This window comes from Brevibacillus sp. MER 51 (assembly GCF_023714195.1).
Taxonomy (GTDB): Bacteria; Bacillota; Bacilli; order Brevibacillales; family Brevibacillaceae; genus Brevibacillus.
The window spans coordinates 167,397-185,561 of the sequence record NZ_JAMAUS010000010.1 but is presented as its reverse complement, the minus strand read 5'-3'; the positions used below and the strand labels follow the sequence as shown (position 1 = coordinate 185,561).

Annotated in this window: 26 protein-coding genes; all 26 read right to left on the bottom strand. The window is 48.3% G+C overall.

The window, feature by feature from the left end:
- Positions 1-108 precede the first annotated feature (108 nt).
- A complete protein-coding gene (locus M3630_RS21250; protein ID WP_251253414.1) occupies positions 109-381 on the bottom strand; it encodes a hypothetical protein in 273 nt (90 codons plus the stop codon).
- The gene (locus M3630_RS21245; protein ID WP_251253413.1) at positions 382-699 is read right to left on the bottom strand and encodes a hypothetical protein; all 318 of its coding nucleotides are present in this window, start codon (positions 697-699) and stop codon (positions 382-384) included.
- The gene (locus M3630_RS21240) at positions 696-1,268 is read right to left on the bottom strand and encodes a YmfQ family protein (protein WP_251253412.1); all 573 of its coding nucleotides are present in this window, start codon (positions 1,266-1,268) and stop codon (positions 696-698) included. The genes M3630_RS21245 and M3630_RS21240 overlap by 4 nt, the downstream gene beginning before the upstream one ends.
- Positions 1,265-2,080 carry a baseplate J/gp47 family protein gene (locus M3630_RS21235; protein ID WP_251253411.1) on the bottom strand — a complete coding sequence of 272 codons (816 nt, stop codon included), beginning with the start codon at positions 2,078-2,080 and terminating at the stop codon, positions 1,265-1,267. Before M3630_RS21235 ends, M3630_RS21240 begins: the two co-directional genes overlap by 4 nt.
- Positions 2,068-2,502: a DUF2634 domain-containing protein gene (locus M3630_RS21230; RefSeq protein WP_251253410.1), complete on the bottom strand. Its 435-nt coding sequence runs from the start codon at positions 2,500-2,502 to the stop codon at positions 2,068-2,070. The genes M3630_RS21235 and M3630_RS21230 overlap by 13 nt, the downstream gene beginning before the upstream one ends.
- The gene (locus tag M3630_RS21225; protein WP_251253409.1) at positions 2,502-2,750 is read right to left on the bottom strand and encodes a hypothetical protein; all 249 of its coding nucleotides are present in this window, start codon (positions 2,748-2,750) and stop codon (positions 2,502-2,504) included. Before M3630_RS21225 ends, M3630_RS21230 begins: the two co-directional genes overlap by 1 nt.
- Before the next feature lie 3 nt (positions 2,751-2,753).
- On the bottom strand, positions 2,754-3,707 hold the full coding sequence (locus tag M3630_RS21220; RefSeq protein WP_219663453.1) for an XkdQ/YqbQ family protein: 954 nt from the start codon (positions 3,705-3,707) through the stop codon (positions 2,754-2,756).
- 15 nt (positions 3,708-3,722) lie between these two features.
- Positions 3,723-4,313, bottom strand: a complete 591-nt coding sequence (locus M3630_RS21215) for a hypothetical protein (protein WP_251253408.1) — start codon at positions 4,311-4,313, stop codon at positions 3,723-3,725.
- The gene (locus M3630_RS21210) at positions 4,310-6,688 is read right to left on the bottom strand and encodes a hypothetical protein (RefSeq protein ID WP_251253407.1); all 2,379 of its coding nucleotides are present in this window, start codon (positions 6,686-6,688) and stop codon (positions 4,310-4,312) included. Before M3630_RS21210 ends, M3630_RS21215 begins: the two co-directional genes overlap by 4 nt.
- Positions 6,689-6,915: 227 nt before the next feature.
- Entirely contained in the window at positions 6,916-7,302 is a 387-nt protein-coding gene (locus M3630_RS21205) for a phage tail assembly chaperone (protein WP_251253406.1), read from the bottom strand.
- A 15-nt stretch (positions 7,303-7,317) separates the two neighbouring features.
- A complete protein-coding gene (locus tag M3630_RS21200; protein WP_007723453.1) occupies positions 7,318-7,770 on the bottom strand; it encodes a hypothetical protein in 453 nt (150 codons plus the stop codon).
- Positions 7,771-9,108, bottom strand: a complete 1,338-nt coding sequence (locus tag M3630_RS21195; protein ID WP_251253405.1) for a phage tail sheath subtilisin-like domain-containing protein — start codon at positions 9,106-9,108, stop codon at positions 7,771-7,773.
- A 2-nt stretch (positions 9,109-9,110) separates the two neighbouring features.
- On the bottom strand, positions 9,111-9,302 hold the full coding sequence (locus tag M3630_RS21190) for a hypothetical protein (RefSeq protein WP_173611183.1): 192 nt from the start codon (positions 9,300-9,302) through the stop codon (positions 9,111-9,113).
- Complete coding sequence (locus tag M3630_RS21185; RefSeq protein ID WP_251253404.1) at positions 9,302-9,799, bottom strand: hypothetical protein; 498 nt, start codon at positions 9,797-9,799, stop codon at positions 9,302-9,304. Before M3630_RS21185 ends, M3630_RS21190 begins: the two co-directional genes overlap by 1 nt.
- 21 nt (positions 9,800-9,820) lie before the next feature.
- Positions 9,821-9,958: a hypothetical protein gene (locus M3630_RS21180; RefSeq protein ID WP_251253403.1), complete on the bottom strand. Its 138-nt coding sequence runs from the start codon at positions 9,956-9,958 to the stop codon at positions 9,821-9,823.
- Positions 9,959-10,158: 200 nt separating this feature from the next.
- The gene (locus M3630_RS21175; RefSeq protein ID WP_173611181.1) at positions 10,159-10,812 is read right to left on the bottom strand and encodes a hypothetical protein; all 654 of its coding nucleotides are present in this window, start codon (positions 10,810-10,812) and stop codon (positions 10,159-10,161) included.
- A gap of 250 nt (positions 10,813-11,062) precedes the next feature.
- Entirely contained in the window at positions 11,063-11,260 is a 198-nt protein-coding gene (locus tag M3630_RS21170) for a hypothetical protein (protein WP_173611180.1), read from the bottom strand.
- Complete coding sequence (locus M3630_RS21165; RefSeq protein WP_017251813.1) at positions 11,257-11,484, bottom strand: hypothetical protein; 228 nt, start codon at positions 11,482-11,484, stop codon at positions 11,257-11,259. The genes M3630_RS21170 and M3630_RS21165 overlap by 4 nt, the downstream gene beginning before the upstream one ends.
- Positions 11,430-11,768, bottom strand: a complete 339-nt coding sequence (locus M3630_RS21160) for an RNA polymerase sigma factor (protein WP_251253402.1) — start codon at positions 11,766-11,768, stop codon at positions 11,430-11,432. The genes M3630_RS21165 and M3630_RS21160 overlap by 55 nt, the downstream gene beginning before the upstream one ends.
- Positions 11,769-12,143: 375 nt before the next feature.
- On the bottom strand, positions 12,144-12,620 hold the full coding sequence (locus M3630_RS21155) for a DinB family protein (RefSeq protein ID WP_173611178.1): 477 nt from the start codon (positions 12,618-12,620) through the stop codon (positions 12,144-12,146).
- 28 nt (positions 12,621-12,648) lie between these two features.
- Positions 12,649-13,206, bottom strand: coding sequence for a DNA-3-methyladenine glycosylase I (locus M3630_RS21150; RefSeq protein WP_015893337.1), 558 nt, complete (start codon positions 13,204-13,206; stop codon positions 12,649-12,651).
- Positions 13,207-13,328: 122 nt separating this feature from the next.
- The gene (gene map, locus M3630_RS21145) at positions 13,329-14,072 is read right to left on the bottom strand and encodes a type I methionyl aminopeptidase (RefSeq protein ID WP_173611177.1); all 744 of its coding nucleotides are present in this window, start codon (positions 14,070-14,072) and stop codon (positions 13,329-13,331) included.
- 136 nt (positions 14,073-14,208) lie between these two features.
- Positions 14,209-15,024, bottom strand: a complete 816-nt coding sequence (locus M3630_RS21140; protein WP_173611176.1) for an alpha/beta fold hydrolase — start codon at positions 15,022-15,024, stop codon at positions 14,209-14,211.
- A 95-nt stretch (positions 15,025-15,119) separates the two neighbouring features.
- Positions 15,120-15,449 carry a DUF2085 domain-containing protein gene (locus M3630_RS21135; protein WP_173611175.1) on the bottom strand — a complete coding sequence of 110 codons (330 nt, stop codon included), beginning with the start codon at positions 15,447-15,449 and terminating at the stop codon, positions 15,120-15,122.
- A 515-nt stretch (positions 15,450-15,964) separates the two neighbouring features.
- Positions 15,965-16,786 (bottom strand): PepSY domain-containing protein, encoded by an 822-nt coding sequence (locus M3630_RS21130; protein ID WP_251253401.1) that lies wholly within the window; start codon positions 16,784-16,786, stop codon positions 15,965-15,967.
- A 12-nt stretch (positions 16,787-16,798) separates the two neighbouring features.
- Positions 16,799-18,163, bottom strand: a complete 1,365-nt coding sequence (locus M3630_RS21125; protein WP_251253400.1) for a sensor histidine kinase — start codon at positions 18,161-18,163, stop codon at positions 16,799-16,801.
- Positions 18,164-18,165 lie beyond the last annotated feature (2 nt).

The window sequence follows — 18,165 nt, the reverse complement described above, 5'->3', positions numbered from 1 at the left end:
ATGATCGTGTGACGCATGATTGTGTCGGATGGACCTGGGACATATGTGTTATTGGTGCTGGCTCTTCCGAAAATGTCCGTTCTTGCGCCTCATTCCGGTTTCTACTATCTAAACCTCCAATCGAATCTGCGCCTCGTTATAGTAGCCCCGAATCACCCTGATAAAACTGATAGTAGACAGGTCATCGTTGAAATTGTTGTGTACGAATCCGTCCGGCAAGGTGGATTCGATTGTATTCACTCGTACTTTTAGGTTTGATACATCTGCCATCAGAACAGCTAGCTCTGCATGAGCATCCGCAATGCCTCGCTCCCAACGATTAATGTCCACTTCTGTTACCGGATCATCCTGCTTCCAGTCCGTTTTCGCTACATAGGACACTTACACCCCTCCTCTCGCTTCTATAACAAAGGTCAGGTTTACGAACTGCGCCCCGTTCATTTCAATGTTTCCTGTCTTCTCAGCAACGACCGCTCCCGTTCTGGTCCTCAACTTTGCGCTCGTGATTACTGGCACGCTGGCGACATGTTGGGCAGATACTTGTAAAGCAATTCCGTCTTTTATGCCTGCAATCGGATGCGAAGTAATCTCCACAGCCTGGACAGGCACTGAAACTGAGCCGTTTATCAAAATGTCGCCGCCCGACACCCTAGCCAGCAGGTCATTCCGGACGGTTTGAAGATAGCTTGGCAGGATCATTTCACGACCTCCTCGTAACGCTTGATTGGTGTCATCCCGATACGAAACTCACTGACCTTGTGATACTCCTTTATCCCAACCACTAAGACATCTCGCAGCACGATCTTCTCCGACACAACTGGTTCAAAAGCGACTCCATTACAATGAACTGGCCTGATTCTCTCAACAGCTTGAACAGCATTCTTTGTATCGAATCGGTCCTCAATCGGGTAGACGTACCGAATCACCTTTTTGCCGTAATCCTCGACCATTTGGACATGCTTGAATGACGAGGAACTCAAACCAATTGCACGCAGCACGCTTGGGGTAAATCCAAGATATGACCAGTGCTTTTGCTGGATATTCTTTCGCCGTTCCTCCACACTCAGCAATTGCTTTCTCCCGAAATAAATCCAATCCCAGACATCCAGCCCCCAAGTAGCTGACCATGGGCTAAACTGCTGTAGGATGTCCTCACGCTCCAAATTGAAAGCATCTACAACTGTCCCTGCACCTTCAAAGTGATATTCCGCCATTTTATTCTCGTACCATTGCGGCGGCAGCATCCGCCGATAGCGTTCTGGAATCATGTTGTCACCGCCATGGTTAGAGTCGATACAGAGTCAGCAGGCACCGTCAAATTCAATTCCGCGCCGTTTAAGGTGTAGCCCGTGAAATCTATTACCCCATCCACGAAAAAGAGCGCTCCGATCTGCTGGTACACGATCTGAGAACGCCCTTTTAGGTAGGTTTTGATTTGCTTAGTAATTTGGTCTTTGACCTTCTCGATTTCCGCATCTGGTCGCAAAGCAAGTTTTACAGCGATAGTCACCGGATACACTTTCGCGGGTAACACCTGCAAGTCATGCAAGGCCCTGCGTTTGTCTTCCAGTTTCGTCCGTACACTCGTAGCCAGTTCCTGCCCCGCAGGGTTGCCTGTCAGGTCTGTGATATACACGTCGATAGATAGGTCATGCCGCGCCTTCTCGATAGCAACTGCTCCTCCTACCCCATCTACATTTCGCGCCCACCGCTCGTAATCTTGGCGTCTGCCGTCTCCTTCTTCTGTGCGGGCTCGATCAATGAGGCGTTGTCGGTAAGCATCGTCTGTCTCTCCCTCATTGCGAGACAAGCCGAAGAATACGCCCGTAGCATCCAGAAATTCCCCCTCTGCCCAGGGTAGAAACCGCTGGAGAAAACCGTACTCAAATAACTGCTGCTGATCGCTGATCTCCTCTGCGATCGGATAACCGAGGTCATAAAAGACTTCTCCCTCTTCCGTCGCTGGTGGCGTCTCTCCACGCTTTTGTGCTATCAGCGCCATCCGATTTGCCATCCGCTGATAAATCTGATCCGGGGTTTCCCTGAGAATCGGCATTTCTGGTTTGTCTAACGTTGCCATGTATTCACCTCCGTCCTAGTTGTCCCTCTCATGCCCTCAATTTCGAGCGAAAAAATGACCCCATTGTTCTCAAATCGAATGTCTACCACTTCCGCACGCTCTATCTCACTGTGAGCCTCTAGCGCCTCTTGTGCTTGCGTCTTAATTGCTGGCAATGAAATGCCCGAGCGCATCCTTCCAGTATCGTATAGAAAGTCTACGCCGTATCGTTCCGAGTAAATCTCATACCGGAAACGACGCGTATTCAGGATTTTCTTTGCTGTCTCTTCCAAATACTCCGCATAGGTAGTCGTCCGCAAATAACGACCATCTGGCCCCTGCATCAATTGTTTAGTGGTCCAGTCGAATTTATATGTCCATGGAATCGGGTTATCTGGAGATTGAACCAGTTGTATTTCGTCTCCGTTCAGCTCTGGAAACATTACTCCACCACCCCAAGCAGGAGGTATTGTTCGTTGTTGCATCGCAACAACGCTACTTTTTTGCCCACATCTTCTGGCAACAATCGGACAGAACGCAGTACAGACAGCTCATACGGCTCCAAGGGTGTCGGGTCCTCGTCGAGCTTTACAGACAAGGGCGACAGCGACAAAAGCTTGCCGAACTCCCCTTGCGTATTCTCAATGCCGTCCTGCGCGTGCCCTCTCAGTTTTGCAATAACGGAATGCATCCCTTACGTCCTCCTTTCCAATTGGAGATCCATTGTGTATTGACCGCCCTGCCAACGCGCTTGGCAGTTGGTGACGATCCAATCCGTGATGGTTTTATTGTCTTTTTCCATGATCTTGATGAGCCAACCAGCGCGTAGTCTAGCAGCATTCTCATCCTCGTGCCTAACCGAAATGGAGCGTGTCTTAGGAATTTTGGACAACTCCGCAAGCTGCTTGGCTGCCATTCCCGCTACATTTTTGTCCTCACCTGCGTCGATGACTTTTTGCATGCGACCGATTTGTTTGACCAGGCTATCGTTAGATTTCGTTGCACTGCTCACGACCCGATCATCCCGGTAGCGCTCTACTGTTACAACGGTGTATACATCCTCGATACTCTCTCCCGTCGAGCTACTTGCGAGTAAACTAGCCTTGAACATCGGGATAATACTGTTTTTCCCCTCGGGCAGTACCGTCAGCTTATCGCGCTGGTATTGCACGAAATAGCGGATGCCCGTCTTTTCATAGGCTTGCTCTGTCAGTGATGTAAAGAGAGACGTGTATGATTGTGATGAGATTCTCTCTTTGACCGTAAAGCCGAACGCCGGGCAGCTAAAATTGATACCTGCCGACTTGATAATTCGCGCAAGCTCTGTTCCTGCATCCCCGTCCAGCTTGAGTCTGGAAATTTCGTTTTTTTGCAAATACCAGCCCAACTCATATGCTGTTGCAGATAAATCTCCTGTCCGATCATCCCGGTCAAAACGAACGAGCGGGCCATGGAAAAGCTGCTGGGATTCTTTTAGCTCTGCACCTGCAAAGAGCATCAAAAAACCCGCCGATTGCAACGGCGGGCCTTCCTTGATTCTCACATCACAGTTTTGAGCAATTTGTCCCCTGGCCGAGGACCAGGAGAGCTCGGTAACGGCTGGGGTCAGGTCATAGCGGGTCTGTTCTTTTCCGTAAATGACTTTCATTTCGTCTGCCCTCCGTTACATTCTGTTTTCTCTTTCTAGCTTTTCGTGAATCTCTCTTTTCCTATCTTCCAACTTTTTGCTGTCTATCCGTGGAGCCGCTTGCTGCTTCTTCGTCTTCTTGGCTACCTTCCCGCTCGTGTTCGGGCGAGCTGGCTGCTGTTTCGTAATGACCGCCCCGGGGGATAAAAGCTGCGTCTGATTGCTCCACGTAATGAATTCGTCTTTGACAAACAGCGGCAGCTCAATCGAGCCGTGAAAATCGACGTTTTTTCCTTGGAATTTTCCGTCACATGGCCCGATGAGCACATTCCACGCCAGATAAAGCTCGTCTATAGTCAAAAGTGCTTCCGAGCCCGTTAAGCGGTCCAATCCAGCAAGCCACTGTCTGGGCCCTTGATAGCCCTGTACCTCGACATAGGGAGCCGTACTGTCTCCGGGTAAGATGAAGTCAAAGGAGATAGACTTTGGGCGTCTGGAAGAGATGCGGTTGCCGGACAATAATGTAATCGATGTCGTGCTTTCGATGTCGTTGCCATAGCCGCGAAACTGGATTTCCGCAGGTGTGACAGGAAATGTCAGCCTGTATTTGCCTTGAAGGCGGATCATGTCGTTACCCCTCCCCTCGTCTCTAGTGCATCCAGCAGGGAGCGCTCGATGATGTCTTTGATTCTCTGCGCGACAGATGGATCGCTGAGCATTTTCAACATGGTTGGGATATCCTGTAGTACGCCTTGTACGTGTAATGGGACTGAAATTTGCGGAATGGTGATGGAGACGGGCTGTTTTGGCATGCTGCTAACAGGTGACCGATTTGGCATCGAAGCAACTGCTGGGATTAAGGGTTGTATACTAACTGGTTGTGGAGGAGACGTGTCCTGCCACCATGATTTGACCCAATCGTATAGGGCTCCACCTGCCATTGATCCACCGATATTGCCACCGACACCACCAGCCAAACCGCCGACGAATGAACCAGCTCCAGGTGTAGCGAGTGAACCAAGGGCTGCTCCGGCGAGCATTCCCACTCTTCCTCCAGCCCAGCCACCGACGGTCTCTGCCCCAAAACGAGCGGCAACGTCAAGTTTGTTGTCCGATGTGAGAACTTCTTCGAGACTTGTTAAGGTTCCGAGGTAGGGCACCTTTTTCTGCCCGAAGTTAAACTTGTCCAGAGGCAAACGCTTGAACTGTTCCATAAATTTGTCTTTGAGTTTACCTGGGTGCAATTCTTCAAGCTTATTCATGAACCCATCCTTGAGTTGGTCGAATGACAAGCCCTTGAACTGCTCCACAAGCTTGTCTTTACCCAGCCACAATCCCTCAAGCCCAAGTCCTTTCATGAGTCCATCTTTGAGCTTATTCGGGTGCAATTCTCCAAGCTTATTCATGAACTCACCCTTGAGTTTGTCTAATGACAAGCTATTAAACTGCTCCATAAGCTTGTCTTTACCCAACCACAGTCCCCCAAGCCCAAGCCCAAGGCCCAACATGATTTTACCTGTCCGCCCACCTTTGAGCTTCCCCAAAGGAAAGCGTTTCATGAACTGGTCTTTTAACTGATCTGCTAACTGGTCTATGACCTCACTCGTACGTGGGCTCCTAGGAGTATTCGTGTTACGTCTATTTTTTGAAGAGGAACCTGATTTACGGTTATTACGGTTATTCCCCTTACAACAGCAACAGTTTTTCCCGCCAGTTGCTTCCTGAGGAAACTTTTCTATGGTTGTCCGAAGATCTCTGAATTTTTTTAGTTGAGATGTCGTATGAATGTTCAAAGCACTACCAAGGAGTAGTAATCCTCCGGCAAAAATCGCAGTACCTTTTATCGACTCGTCCAAAGAGTTAAATGAACTCATTACTCCTTCAGCTGCTTCCGAAATCCCTGTATTTATCCCAGACATTTGTTCAGCGTACAGAGTCGCGATCTCCATGGCCTCGTTTCTCGCCATCGCTTGTGCCTGCCCAGGTTTGAAATAAACATCGTTCTGTGCAGACAGCTTATGCGCATTCACTGCTTCATTCCCTACTTTATATGCGCTCTCTTTCCCCATTTCCGGCACAAAAGCCCCTGTAGATATATCTTTTACTTCTCGCAGACCCTTCGCCACGTCAACTCCGGCATCGCCTGTCAAAGCATCGAATGCACGTTGTTGTAACGTTTGATCCTGGATGCTAGAAAAAGTCATCAGGAGTTTTCCAAGGGCGATATTTATTGTTTCTTTCTCCCCTGTTGCGAGACTTCGATTCAGCGTTGCTATATCTTGGGCGGCCTTGGCCTTAGCATCCTTCTTATTTTGAGCCTTGTAATGCTTCTCAAGAATTGCGGCGAGATCACCATTATCCGACATCTTCATTGCATTCTCATACAACGCACCATACGTTTTAAAATCATTCAAAAGGTTCCCTATTGAAACATAGGTAGCGGCCATTTTTTCAGGCGTATTCAGCAATTTGCCATTCTGAAGGTTGAAGTGAGCCAGAGACTCCACAAATTTTCCAGTCGCGGCTCCCCCTCCCTTGTTGCTTAAATACTGAACCGCATTTGATTGCCTAACGGTACTTTCATCACCAGTAGAAATCTCAATGGAGCTCATCATTTTCATGATGTCATCTTCTGTAAACCGCGTCGTGTATTTCAGCATGCCTGCTTTTTCTGCATACTTTAAACCATTGGTTGCATGCACAAGTTCAGCTTTGGCCATGAGGCTGTATGCTTGATCTTTCTTTATATCCGGGTTGAGTTCACGTATTTTTATGGAAGTCTCTTCTATCTTCAGGAGTTGCTCATTACCTTTGCCACCAGCTTCAAAAAGTGTCTTTTCTCTTTCTGTCGCCTGAGCTTCTTGGGCAACCGAACTCAGCGTTGTTCCAAGAGCCTTTTCGATCATCGGAGTTAGTGAGCCCAGGAGTCCTTTTTCGAATTCGTCATATTTACCTACTATTCCGCTATAAGCATCAAACGTTTCCATCATTGTTCCTGCCATTCTTTCACCTCCTTGTCCTCCCAGATGTCTACCCCCAGCAGAACCCGAAAAAAGCCGGGAGACCTACCCCCCAGCTCTTTCCTCATCCTCCGCCTCAATCATCTGACAAGCAAAAATAAACAGCTTCTGCTTGTACAAATCGACTTCGTACTCGAGTAGATCCGACGGGCGGCCTCGGCCTTTTAGAAAAGCGCGGCAAATATGCCAGGCCTCGCCGTCAGATCGGATTAGTTTTTTGCTTCTTCAATGGCTTCTTCTTCCGTCTGGGTTGCATTCACTTCACGGACCGCATTGAGCAGCTTGGTGTAGCCTTCTGGATTGTCGCGGAAAATTTTCTCGACGAGCTCGTACTTGGTGCCGACCTTGTACGCTTTCTTGAGCTCTTCCTGATTCCAAGGGAAATCGTGCTCGGTGGCTTTCACCAGACGTGCATCGTTGTACAGGAACCAGTCGGTTTTCTCGCCTTTGTCAGCCATGCGTTCGCAATCGCGCAGCTCGGACATATTCAGTTGACGAACCTTCCACTCGTCACCGTCGATGGTTACGGTAATTTCTTTTCGCGGAGCTTGTTCATTAGCCTTGGCCAAAAATTTCTCGAGTTTGTTTTTGTTCATGTGGATTAAACTCTCCTATTCCGTGTAGGTTGGCAATTCATCGAGGTAGTCCGGCTTTTCGATGGACATCCCTTTCAGGTCGTAGGTCGCGTGATCGTTGCCGTCTGCTTTGGCTTCCCACAGCGTAATTTCGTCTGGGTTCAGCACAATGTTGGAAATGCGGACGCGTTCGGAGTTGCCCGCTTCCTTGTCCAGCGTCTCGCCGATCAGGAATGGGAGGACTGGGGTTTTGCCTTGCGTCAATTGATCGACGCAGTAGTATTTCAACGCAGCGTTGGTTGCGGTAATTTTCAATGTCACTTCTACATGCCAGTCGTTGACGGTCTGGATTTTTCCTTTTTGCAGGCGATTCGTGTCGCCGTACTCTACCTTGAGCACCATTTTTCCTTCCAGAGTACCGAAGATCGGGTCTCCGTTTTCATCGTAAATTTGGCAGTTCTTCAGTTTAATATCGCGTGCAATAGCCAATTACAGCACCTCCCAGTCAATGTCAAAGTATTCGATGGCATCAAGCGGCTTCGCAGACAAGAGGAAGCCACGGCGATCCCCGATGCCGTTCTTCTTATCCGTGAATGTCCAGCCCGTATCAATTGCGCCCTGCTGCTCGCGAACGGTCATGTACGCGTTGACGGCAGAGACAAATACCGCGCCGCCCAAATCGTTGTTGCCGAGCTTGCCTTTGTATTTCTTGCCGACTTGACTGATGTCGTTGACGATCTGATCCAGCGTCATACTGACACGGATTTTGCCGTAGTCCTCGCGCTCATGCGTACCAAGGACCGCCAGCGTATTGACGGCGCTCTCGATGATGTACACATCCCCGTCGCGGGTTGCGATCAGCGTACCGGAGCCGAGCGCACTCAAAATATCGGTGTGGCCCCAATCCTTGAGCGCTTTTTTCAATGGAACGACGACAGCCGTCAGCGATTCATGCGCAGGTGTCGCGGCGATCATACCCGCCACCCATGCGGCCCACTCCAGACTGCCGTATACTTTCCCGTTGTTGTGTTGACCAGCGATAGCACTGTTCACGACAAAACGGGCATTTTGCGCCACAGACCGCTCGATGTGCTTCGCCATGTTCTCGTCGTCCGCCGCTTTGCCGCCGATTACCAGTGTACTGAGCTTCTTGTTTTGTGTACGACGATCGCTCATGAATTGCTTCGCTGCCGCTTGTACAGCCGCATCGTCAAAAGGCAGATACATCGTGTCAAAATCAGCACCGGACACAGCCATGAACAGCTTAGTTGAGTCAGCTGCGGTAAGCGCTACTGTGCCACTTTTCGCTCCTGTCAGCGCTGTTTCTGGCACGATTGTAACGGCAGTCTCGCCCAGTTTTTTCACACGCACATAGTTGGATTGGCTCGTTTTCGCTGCCAACTCATTCGCATCCGCAAACGAAAACTTCTCGGTTTGCAGCGGACCTGTTACCTGGAGTTCCTTCTTGTCTGGCTCGGACGTCGAGGCAGTAATCATAACCTTCAGCTCGTTACCTACCAAACCCGGATACAGAGCCTCGACTCTGATTGCATCCGCTTGCTCATACGCTGCTTTTGTGGCTGTGCCATTCGTCATGCGGTACGCGAGAATCGTCGCGCCGCCTTCTGCTGCCAGCTCCACGGTATCGACCTTGCCAAATGTGTGGGCAAGTCGCTCCTCAAAGCTCCCCAGCTTGACGAGCTCATCTGGCGCGCCCCACTCTGCTTGATACGGAACCAGTACGACACCGCTCTTCGGTACTACACGTTCTTTTGCTTTTGCGATCAGTTCGACCGTTACACCCGGACGTTCACGTTGAATGGTCATGCTTACACCCCGCCTTTGTATTTGGTCAGTCGGCTCTTCACTTGTCCTTCTGCCAGTAGTTGATCATCTGCTTCAGAAAAAAGAGCACCTGCTACCTCGAACCGTTCGGCTCCAAGATAAGCGGCGCTCTTGATCCACGCTTGTTTGGTTTGCACAAGCTCTGGGGCCTGTGCTTGTTGTTCTTTTCGTGCCACTATGATCGGACCCCCTCTACATCAAATTCGTTGATTTTTTCTGTGGCTGCTCTCTGCACCGCCACGTTGTAGGTGAACTGGAACACGATCTCCGTCCGGTCCTTTTTATCCCGCCAAATACGCAAGGTGGAGCTGTCGATCTCGATGGACAATCCAGACGATTTGCCTTGATAGCTAAATTGATTTTGGCGAAGAAGCTCACGCAGCGGCTCAGCTGAAAGCGGCTGGTAGACGCCTGCTACCATTGGATAGTGGAGGACGATGGCTGCTTCTGAGACAACCTGATAGGAAGTGAGGCTTCTTCCTTCTTCACGGACCCCTTGCGTCAAAAGAAACGCGATAGGCGGCTGAAATCGCTGCGCCATCCAGTCGTCCACATTTACAACAGTAGCCAGCTCTGGGTACGCTTCCTTTACCAGTTCAATGAGAACGGCTAGCTCACGATCCATCCAGCTTCCACCTCCCATACTTGTGGTATTCTCTTCTGTCTTCGTCACATGACTCTTCCCCCCACTATTTCACTTCATTTGGCAAGGCATCCACGGCAAATACCCGCCGAGCAGGGAGCGAGTTGCCTGTAGCTTTGAACTCGCAACATCGTGTGGCGCCATCGCCGTTTTCCCCGCTCGCCGGGCATTTGAGCCGTCGGCGTACATAAAAAGCCACCCGATAGCTTCTTCGGATGGCTCGTATCTCTCTTACTTGTTTCGCTTGACTCAAGTATAACTGATTCGGAGGAAAAACCGGGAAAATGACCCGATGTGTCAGGAAGTGTCAACCTTTGTCAACCTCAATCATGCTTGTGAAAATGAAAAGAAGCTGTCATCTTCCAGACAGCTTCTCATCTATTAAATCATCATCCGGTCTGCTGAGCCTGATCGCCATACATCGCCCATGCCATCTTCATCACCGCACTGCGCTTGATTTCATAATACCGCTGACGGGACACACCGATTTCTTTGGCAATCAGATTGTTCTTGTCGCCATCCAGCAAAGCCTCGACCACCAAGCGTTCCTGCTCCCCCGGAATCGTCTCTACCGCTTTATTGATCCGCTCGATTTTATCCTGCAAATTTTGCAGCCTCTTCCATTTCCGCTCCCGGCGTACAACCTCCGCGTGCGTCTTATCTCCCGTGGTGCCCTTTCCTTTTGGCATGCCTGCATCCAATCCATACTGAGAGACCATTCCTTCCCCCGCCTCGCGCAAAAAACGCTGGATACGAACGATCTCGATTTGCATGTAATTATAGTCGCGGATTTCTTCCTCGGCTTTCTGTAGAAAATCTACAATGGGTGCTTGCTCACTCAGCCGGACGAAGCCTTCTTTTCTAGCGGATACTGTCTTTTGCTGCCCTTTTGCCTCTTGATCCCGCATGTACTTGTCCCACTCCGGGCAAGAATCGATTTTTCCTACGTGCTTATCATGAACCTGGCAATGTGATTTCTTTCCCCAGCACGTTGCCGGACAAACCTCGCATACTGCTTCCATGAAAATATCTTTGCTGATCAAGGCACTATTCCCCCTCGGTCATATATATGAAGTCCGTATGATTGCTTATCGGTTTTCGTTGACTCTTGCGTCTTTTCTTAATCTTTGAGACAAACCAATCTGTCCGATAATGACTCCGACCAATAAAACAGCTGCTCCGATTAATGCTGCTTCTATCATTTCGTACGTATCTCCTTTGCATCGTCATTTTCTTGTATAATGAAAGGGGGCAAAGAGGATACTCACCAGTTGTATTCTTTGCCCCAAGCATTCAACGGGGATTCCGATCGTCAGTCGGAGTCTCCTTTTTTTGTTCCAGTTGCTCTTTCTTTTTCTCTTTGTTTGCCTTTAATTGCAGATTGAACAGATTATTAATCCGAATCTGCAAATCCACCTGCTTAAACGTGACGATTAAAGCAAGGAAGCACACGACAACCGCGAGAACCTGAACGTAATCAATCGTCATCATAGCATCACTTCTCCACTGCGGATCGCTTCGAGCATCGCGGTTTTCATTTCTTGCATGCTCTCTTCCCGAGGTAGTTTGATAAAGGAAGCGAGGTACTCCATGTCAGGAAGCAGAAAGTCGAGGATCGTCAGTACAGCCCGATTATCTCCTGACTGTGCTTTTTGGAGGGTCAGGCTGAACGAGTCAGCTTCTCGGCCAATTGGCGCAAATATTTGTTTTTGCATTTACTCACTCCTTGTCTGGTCATATTCAGTTTTTTGGCTACCTGTTCTTCTGTCATTCCTTGTAGGACGACCTGCTTGATAATGATCCGGGCTTTTTCTGGGAGTTGCATCAACACCTCCTGAACATACAGATCCGACAGATTGTCCTCGACCGCTTCCGTTCCCCGCACCTCCTCTTTGATCACCGTCTCCCTGTACAAACGCTTCTTGGCGGCGTACTGCAATCGCCAAGCAATCCTCTTGAGCACTTTTCTGCAATGCTCTTTCAACTGCTCATCTGTCACTTGCTTCACCTTCTGTCTTTTTCATCCGGAAATAGGAACATTCGTTCTCTTGTAGTACAAGTATCTCATACCAACGTAATAAGTTCAAGTTCTTTCTACCAGATTTTTGGAGATGATTTTCCAGGTTGATCCACTGCATAATTTTCAGAAGAAGACATCAAAAAAGCACGTTCCCGAGTGGAGATCGTGCTTGTGTAGAAGTATGAAATTATCCTTATTTAACTGATGTTCCTACTCTATAAAAGTACAGAATTCTCATACTTTTTGGGTTTTATCTGCCCATCACGCTTGAAATATCTTATAAAAATAAAAAAGCAAGCCCCTCACGCATCCATAGCAGAAGAACTTGCTTGCTTTTCTATCTTTCGCACTCTCTTAATCCCAAATATTCGGACGTTCAACACCCATCGTTCTCATATAATCTAGCAGTTGACCGGTATGTACCGACTCATGATAAGCGATTCGCAGCAGCATGTCTCCAAGTGTGCGGACATAGCCTACATCGGATCGATCGATGCGGACACTCTCCAAGTCACTCTTGGACAGCCCTCTGACGAAGCGGAGAAACTCTTCTCGATACGGTTTCGCAAAGGCCAAGTCTTCTTCTACGCTCGAAAACTCTTTGGTTTCATACGGATTGGGGATGTCAGACAAGGCGGCGCTTCCCCGTTGGATCAAAATCTGGTGATACAAAAACTCACCCTCGATGACATGGCGAATCATTTCTCCGCACGTGAACGCTTTATCGTCAGGCTTCCAGTTCAGCATTTCTGTAGGGATTGCCTTCCACACCTTGATGCTTCTACGTCTTACTTCCTCAAAGTTTAAGATTAAGAGATCATTTTCGTTCATGCCATTCTCCCCTCCCCGTAAGCTCGTCCTAGTTTTTTTGATAGAGATCACATGTCGCTACGTGATCATTGACCATGCCGACTGCTTGCATAAAGGCGTAGCAAATAGTTGAACCGACAAACGTAAAACCGCGCTTTTTCAGATCCTTGCTCATCTTGTCGCTGATTTCGGTAGAAGCAGGCACATCCTTCATTTCCTGAAAATGATTATGGATCGGCTTTCCGCCTACAAACGACCAAAGATAGCTGCTAAAGGACCCAAACTCCTCCACAACCCGCAAATACGCGTGGGCGTTCTTCACGACGCCGCGAATCTTCAGCCTGTTTCGAACGATGCCTTCGTCTGTCAGCAATTGCTCAATTTTGGCTTCATCGTATTGAACGATTTTCTCCGCTTCAAAGTTATCAAACGCTCTTCGATAATTTTCCCGCTTCTTCAGGATCGTGTACCAGCTCAGTCCAGCCTGTGCTCCTTCCAAATTCAAATATTCAAAGAGCAACCGATCCTCATAGACAGGAACTCCCCACTCGTGATCGTGATAATCCATATAAATAGGGTCCTGATTCACCCAGCCGCACCGATTCATGGAAAGAAGCCTCCTCTACGGAATGCGAACATACATTCTTATATAAAGAATATACAATCATTGGGTATTCTGCAAGTTTTTCTTCACAAAAAAGACCTCATCCATCTGAGGTCTCCCTGCAATCAAGCCGTTAAAATAATTGGCTTCCCTTTCGTCACAACGATGGTGTGCTCGTATTGAGCTACGTAACTCTTATCAGGCGTAATGAGCGCCCAACCATCCCTGCCATCGTCCACATATTCCGTCCCCGTTGAAATGAATGTTTCAATGGCCAATACGAGACCTTCTGTGAGCAAGCGTCTGTCCTTTTTGTCATAGTAATTCAAAATGTAAGCAGGCTCTTCATGCAAGCTTTTGCCGATGCCATGACCCGTAAGGTTTTTGACCACTGTAAAGCCTTTTTTCCTGGCCTCCTGATGAACAATGCGACCAATCTGGCTAAGCTTCGATCCAGCCTTTGCCGCATCCAATGCCTTGTACAGCGACTCCTCGGCGCATTCGCATAAGGATTGTTTCTCGGGCTCACCTTCCCCTACCACGATGGAAGCACCTGTATCGGCAAAATATCCATCCAGCTCCGCCGAGACATCAATATTGATGATATCGCCATTTTTCAAGACTGTATCATCAGGAATGCCGTGCGCAACAATGTGATTGACACTGATGCACGTATTCCCTGGAAAATCATACGTGATATTCGGTGCAGAACGCGCGCCGTACTTTGCCAAGATCTCTCCGCCAATCCGGTCGAGCTCTTTTGTTGTCACGCCTGCCCGCACTGCTTTTATCATCGCCTCTCTTGCTTCAGCGACAATACTACCGATCCGCTTCAAACAGATCAAATCATGTTCATTTTGAATCGACATGTGTTTCCCTCCTGTCTACGAATGTAATTATTCCCCTTTTCTACTCCTACATTGGAACATTTTTCATCGCCAATCGCAACCCGCAGAAAAAACAAAGAACCCCAGAAGCACTCTCTGCGGCTCTTATCTTACGAAGCTAGGCTGGATTCAGTGCATACATTCTGTGTGCTATTGTCGACTGCTTTTGAATAAACCCGATGGAGATTCGGTTAAATTCTTCCGGCTGATCGACATTGACGACATGACCGCAGTCAGCGACTAGACTCAACTGTGCATATTGCCTTTTTTTCACACGCATCTGGACGAATGGCAAAAACATATGGTCTTCGTCCCCCATAATGAACAAGGTAGGGATGGGAGGCTCTTTATCAAAGAGGGTTCCCAGGAAGCGATTAATGCCTTTAGTCAGCTTGAACCATCTCTTGAATTCCTTTTGACAAAGCTTTTTGGCTTCGCGGATAAACAAGGAACGCGATTCTTTATGACGCTTGTTCGGCATGATCACCCATGCGAACAGTCGATACAGCCACATGTACGGGATGAAATGTTTGACCATATTCCCCAGCGTGATTAATACCTGCGATCGAACATTCATGTGCGTCACAGCCCCTGCCAAAACCATAGAACGCATTCTGTCCGGGGCCTGCTCCGAAATAATCTGCACAATAATCGTCCCCAAAGAAATCCCCACAAAATGGGTGGAAACGATTTTTAAATGATCCAAAACCTCAATGATATCTCTGCTGACATCATCGAAGGTGTATGTTTTAAACAGCTTGCCCGGGATGTTTTTAGATTTTCCGTGACCACGCATATCTACTAGAAGAACATTGAAATTCTCTTTGTATGCCTTAAGTTGTTTATACCAAATCGACGAGCTGCCCCCTGCCCCATGGACAAAAGTCACCCATTCGCAATCCTCACCACGTATGTATGTCTTATAATGGATCACTTATATCCCCCCACCAGTATTATATAGGAGGGATGTCCCCGGTGAAAGGATTAGCATAATATTGAAATTTTTGTGTACATAGAGGCATATCGACTTCACCCCAGTCTCTCTACCAAAAACCAAACGACATTGGAAATGAGCAAAGACTGTCCGATTCCAAAACTGAACCCTGTGAAAAAGCGCAGTTTGTTATTGCTTGTTCGCCACTTCCAATGTTGGGTAAAGCCATCAATCAGCATGGGCAATAAAAGCAGTCCAATGAAATAGTAAGAGGTCACGATATGCATTCCTGCAAAAACAGGCGCAAGCAAGTATCCAGCTAGGATCGAAACACACCTGGCACATAGCGGCATTTTCTTGCCACCGATAGAAAAGGAACGATCTGCTCGTCGATGACAGGGAATCCACTGCGTATTCATTTTCATCCCCCCTCAATCTGGCTTGCAATCGCAATCGGTTGCATCACAATTCGGACAATCAACGGGAAGATGGCTGCAATCTGGCGAACAATTTTTACGGTTTTTACGGTTTGTCGAATAATAGAGGATCATGCTAATCAAAACAAGCAAACCAAGTATGATCAAGACTCCTCCTGTAACATAATCCCCTTGATACAGAAATACGCCTCCCGCTATCCATGCGATCATGCAAAGCGTTAATCCAAGAAAAAACAGATACACCCTCTCCCTTCTTCTCTTTCTACGAGAAAGCGTACCTGCAGTTTCACTGTGCGTTACGAAGGGAGTGAAGTCATCGACCCGGCTGATTGGTTATGGCGTCGACATATTTATACCGCTCTGTACGTGCGTATGTAAGCCGATAGACGGGGATCGGAACAGATGCTTTTTCTCTTCTATTTGTATCTCTGTCCTCAATTTGCACATCGAAAAAACCGTCAATGCAGACACTGACGGCTCCCTCCATATGAAAAATCTAAATCCTAATCATCATCACCATCATCCAAATCATCGTCGTCGATGTCGACGGAGTTCGTGTCCCCACTTGTTGGAGTATCCGCCGGAGCACTGCCGTTTTTATCCGCTGGTGTCTGATCATCATCGTCATCATCATCGGTAGAGCTATTGTCGATAGTCGTAGTCGAGAGCACTTTTCCGGTAATAGCATGTATGCGTACGTCTACCGTTTTCGAGTCTTTTTCCGTGATCACCCGATAGACGGCTCCACTCTTTGTCTCGATCAAATCAACATCATCGATCTTGCCGCCACTTGTTCTTTCTGTCGCAATCTGTTTCGCTTGCTGTTCCGTAATTTTGGTCTGTGACTGCGCTGGTGGATTCGAGCCTTGATTTGGCTTCGGCTGCTGCTGTGTTGGGGTTGTAGCTGGCTTGGTCGCGTTGCCAGAAGCATCTTTCCCAGCGTTATTAGGTTGCTGTGCTGTGCTGGCTGTCGGAATTGAACCCGGCTGTATTGGATTCGTCGCCGTTTCGTTTGCCTTCGGCTGCGCAGTGGCTGCGACCAAGGATAGCTCCTTCAAATCAATAATTTCGCCCGTATGTGCATTCACCATCACACTATATGTTCCACGCTCATTGAGGAGCTGGAGATTGTAAATGCTGTTTTCTCCTACATCTGTCATGGAGATTGATTCAATCTTCCCCGGGTAGCGGGCCGTCACGATCTGTTTGACTTCCTCCGCTGACAATGACCGCAAATCCATGCTCGCGAAGATCCGTTGCATGCCAAATGCTGTAGTGACCAACAGAAAACTTGCCAGCAGCCCTATTTTCCACTTTTTATTCATACGTACCTCCTGCTATTTCTTAGCCTGCCCTGGCAGAAAAACGGTCACGAGCGTCCATTTCCCTTCTTCGCTATCCAGGGCAATATCGCCTTGATGGGCATCGACGATCTGTTTGGCAATGGAAAGACCGAGTCCTACGCCCCCTGTTTCACGGCTGCGGGCTTTGTCTACACGGAAGAAACGATCAAAAACATGCTGCAAATCTTCCTTGGGAATCCCCATTCCGTAATCCTTCACTGAGAAAAATGGACGCTCCCCTTGAATACCCACCTCAACCTCAATTTCATTGGAGCTGTATTTCATCGCATTGTCGAGTAAAACGACGAGCACTTGTTTTAGTTTTTGTTCATCGGCCATCACCGGAACCGATTCGTGGCTTGCGCCCAGTTGAAAGGCTCTGCCATACGCATTGGTCAATTGTGCAATGGTCGTTTGGCACATCGGGATCAAGTCGATTTCTTTCACATCCAGATTCCATTCGGCACTATTGTTTGCAAGAAGGAGCATTTGATTGGTCATATCCTTCATGCGCACGGCTTCGGAATAGATCGCTTCCACCGACTCTGCCAGAACCTCCGGCTTTTTCGTCCCCCAACGCTTCAATAGCTTCGCATAGCTTTCTACTACGGTCAGCGGCGTTTTCAATTCATGGGAAGCATCAGAGACGAACTGCTGCTGCTTCTCGAAGTTTTGCTGCAATAAATCCATCATCTTGTTAAAGGTACTTCCTAACGCATGCAATTCATCCTTGGATGTGTGCTCAAGCGGTATTTTCTTAAAAATACTGCGGGCTTGAATGTCTTCCATCGTTTGAATCATCGAGTTGACTGGTCGCAAAATCAGGTTGCTCAACATACGCCCTGCAAAAAAAGCAGGAATCAGCACGAACAACGAAGCAAATAGCAGAACATTTTGCAGCAGGCTCAAATTTTCTTGCAAACCCGCAATACTTTCAATGACTTCTAACGTGACAATTTTTCCATTCGTCCAAATGATCGGGACTTTGACGAACGCATATTTCGCTCCATTGACATCGAAGACACCGTCACTCGCTTTTCTATCAAAGATAGGCTTGGGTGCCGGGATGGGCCGCGTGCTGTCCACTTCCTGCGTGACGATCGCTCGCGACTCTTGATCGATAATCCGGATCATCCCGTTCGATGGCAAATACGGCTGCAAGAGCGTCGCAGGGCCGAAACTTTCTACCCCGATCTGATTGAGGCCACTCTGGATGTGCAGAACTTCTCGTTGCAGGCGATCCAGTTCTCCGTCTGTTGTCACTTTGTAGAACATGAAGTAAATGAAGCTGTTGACCATGAGCAACAGAAGCAAGAGTGCGACCGTGGAGAACAAATGAATTTTATTTTTGATTTTCATAA